Origin of the sequence: Nostoc cf. edaphicum LEGE 07299, from assembly GCF_015207245.1 — a bacterium.
GTDB lineage: Bacteria > Cyanobacteriota > Cyanobacteriia > Cyanobacteriales > Nostocaceae > Nostoc > Nostoc edaphicum_B.
This window is the reverse complement of record NZ_JADEXF010000849.1, coordinates 1-2,958: the sequence shown is the minus strand read 5'-3', so window position 1 is coordinate 2,958 and position 2,958 is coordinate 1. Positions and strand designations below refer to the sequence as shown.

The 2,958-nt window shown below is 45.4% G+C and carries 2 protein-coding genes; one reads left to right on the top strand and one right to left on the bottom strand.

Features of this window, described 5'->3' with window-relative positions:
- Positions 1-187: 187 nt before the first annotated feature.
- The gene (gene rimO, locus IQ229_RS21615; protein ID WP_194047253.1) at positions 188-1,507 is read right to left on the bottom strand and encodes a 30S ribosomal protein S12 methylthiotransferase RimO; all 1,320 of its coding nucleotides are present in this window, start codon (positions 1,505-1,507) and stop codon (positions 188-190) included.
- Positions 1,508-2,264: 757 nt separating this feature from the next.
- On the opposite strand from rimO, the gene btpA reads away from it, so the two are divergent.
- A partial coding sequence (gene btpA, locus IQ229_RS21610; RefSeq protein ID WP_194047251.1) for a photosystem I biogenesis protein BtpA occupies positions 2,265-2,958 on the top strand: 694 nt, incomplete at its 3' end.

Genomic DNA, 2,958 nt, shown 5'->3' with positions numbered 1-2,958 from the left:
GGCTAGTTAGTCAGCCAAGGGCGATAGCAAAGCCTCAACTCTTGGAGAAGCTATGCCCACGAGTGAGTCCCCGAACTTCAGGTAAACCCTCATGAAAACTGCCATTAATGCAGCATTGATATTGGGATAAGGGTGAATCTGTAAGGGTCATTTAACAAAAGACAAAGGACAAAAGACAAAGGACAATTTAGTTATTGACTACTTGACCATAGAGGTCGTATGTATCAGCGTGGTGAATCGCTATTGGCACGATGGTTCCTAACTTTGCCTGGCCTTTGACATACACCAGACCATCAACCTCTGGGGAAAATCTACCTGAACGACCTATTAATTCACCACTTTCAGGATTTTCTTGCTCAATCAGGACATCAACAATTTTGCCTACTTCCTGTTGATTTTTCTTTTGGGAAATCGGTTGCTGGATTTCCATAAGTTGGTATCGCCGCTCGTCCATCACCGATTGGGGCAACTGATTTGGCAACTGATAAGCTGGAGTTCTTTCCTCAGAGGAAAAGGTGAAGACACCAACATGGTCAAATTCATGCCGTTGAACAAACTCTAGTAGATGCTCAAAATGCTCTTCAGTTTCTCCTGGGAAACCAACAATAAATGTTGTCCGCAATACGGCTGTTGGTAGCGCCGTTTTGATGCGATCTATAATCCCATCATTTACGCGCCCTTGCCAAGGGCGGTTCATGGCGCGGAGAATCTCTGGATGAGAATGCTGCAAGGGTAAATCCAGATAAGGCAGGACGTTGGGTGTTTCTTGGATGGCCGCGATTACATCTGGGGTCAGTCCCGTGGGATAAGCGTAATGCATTCTGATCCACGGTATATCTACTTTCCCCAAAGCGCGAAGTAATTCGGCTAATTTTGGCTTACCGTAAATATCCAAACCGTAATTAGTGGTGATTTGGGAAATTAAAATAATTTCCTTTACCCCTTGACTAACTAACTGCTCCGCTTCGGCGACGATAGATTCAATAGTACGCGATCGCTGGTTTCCTCGAAGATGAGGAATTATACAAAATGCACAGCGATAATTACAACCTTCGGCAACCCGGAGGTAAGCAACGCCCTCCGTTGTAGTACGATAGCGCGGTGTAGTTTCGTCGGCAATGTAGGTTGGCTCTATACTAACCTGTTTGACCCGCTCGCCAAGTTCAACACGCTCAATTACATTTACAATTTTGTGATAATCGCCTGTACCCACAACGGCTACTGCTTCAGGCAACTCCTCCAAAAGTTGTTCTTGGAAGTGTTGCGCCATACAGCCAGTGATTACGATCTTTTTATTTGCCTCTGCCAGTTCTACTAAAGTTCTGACAGATTCTTGCCGGGCCGCTTCAATAAAACTACAAGTATTAACAATAACGTAATCTGCTAATTCTTCATTTGTATCTACACCGTAGCCCGCTTCTACGAGCATTCCCAGCATGTGTTCTGTATCAATTCGATTTTTCTCGCAGCCCAGGTGAGAAATGGCAATTGTTGGCTTGTCACCCATATTTTGAAAATATCTTCATTTTTTTTCTTGTAGTCAACATTCCGGCGCTAATTTCGCTTTTTTCCGATCACTATCCTTCTAATAACAGTACGATGGCAGATTCTCACTGTCAGCAACTGCCCGTAGAATTATGACCCTATCAATAATAAAAATAGAGGTCATGTTATGATATTTTTATCAATCTGTTCCCCAGGGTAAATTGAAGTGTCTTTGGGTACATTTGACACTTGTAATGTTTTTTAACAATTAGCCTATTGGTATTTTACATTACCACAGCGTGTGCGTTGTTAACCTACCCATCGGGAAGCCGCCCAAAGGGCTTGTTGTGAGAAGTCGCTACCCTCAGGGAAATCGACGAAAGCGACTACGCCTAATAAAGCAGTAATGCTACCCTGGCGATTGGCAAGTCCTACGACAATGCGCGGACAAGACGCCTAAACCACGGAAAGCTGCCTTGCGTCTAGTGAGTGGCAAACTCCTCTTGTAGCCAGGTTTTATCTTAACATATCTTATGGGAGGTTTCACGCCAATTTCCATCTGAGGAAAGAGGCAACAAACCGACTATCATAAAACACATTTGACTAGTTAATGAAAAGTCAAGAGTCAAGGGTCAAGAGGGGCCAGTCACGTGCGGGATTTTCCCCGTTGAAGAGCCACCCTTATATAGAGGTTCCCGACCTTCAGGGGAGTGGTGTTGAACTGGCGTTCAATAGTCAAAAAATTCTGGACTCTGGACTCCGCGAGGCGGATTAAAGACGTGGACTTATATCAGATATTTAAAACTCGCTCACCAATTATTGGCGTGGTTCACCTGCTACCACTGCCTACCTCGCCCCGTTGGGGAGGTAGCCTAAAAGCGGTGATTGACCGTGCCGAACAAGAAGCCGTAGCCTTAGCAAGTGGAGGGGTTGACGGTCTGATTGTCGAGAATTTTTTCGACGCGCCGTTTACCAAAAACCAAGTCGATCCAGTGGTTGTGAGTGCCATGACCATTGTGGTGCAGCGGATACAGAATTTGGTGACTTTGCCTATAGGCTTAAATGTTTTGCGAAACGATGCCAAAAGTGCAATAGCGATCGCTAGCTGTGTACAAGCGCAATTTATCCGCGTCAACGTCCTCACAGGCGTGATGGCAACTGATCAAGGATTAATTGAAGGAGAAGCCCATCAACTACTCCGCTATCGACGGGAGTTAGGGTGTGATGTTAAAATTCTGGCCGATGTGTTGGTAAAACACGCCCGTCCTTTGAGTTCTCCAAATCTCACAGTCGCGGTGAAAGACACCATTGAAAGGGGTTTAGCAGACGGAGTGATTTTATCGGGTTGGGCGACAGGTAGTCCTCCTAACTTAGAAGATTTGGAACTAGCTTGTGGCGCAGCAAATGGCACGCCAGTGTTCATCGGGAGTGGGGCTAATTGGGAAAATATTGATACATTGATGCAAGCAGCAG

Excerpts from the sequence above, each read along its gene's own strand:
- rimO (WP_194047253.1), bottom strand. The coding sequence starts at position 1,507 with ATGGGTGACAAGCCAACAATTGCCATTTCTCACCTGGGCTGCGAGAAA.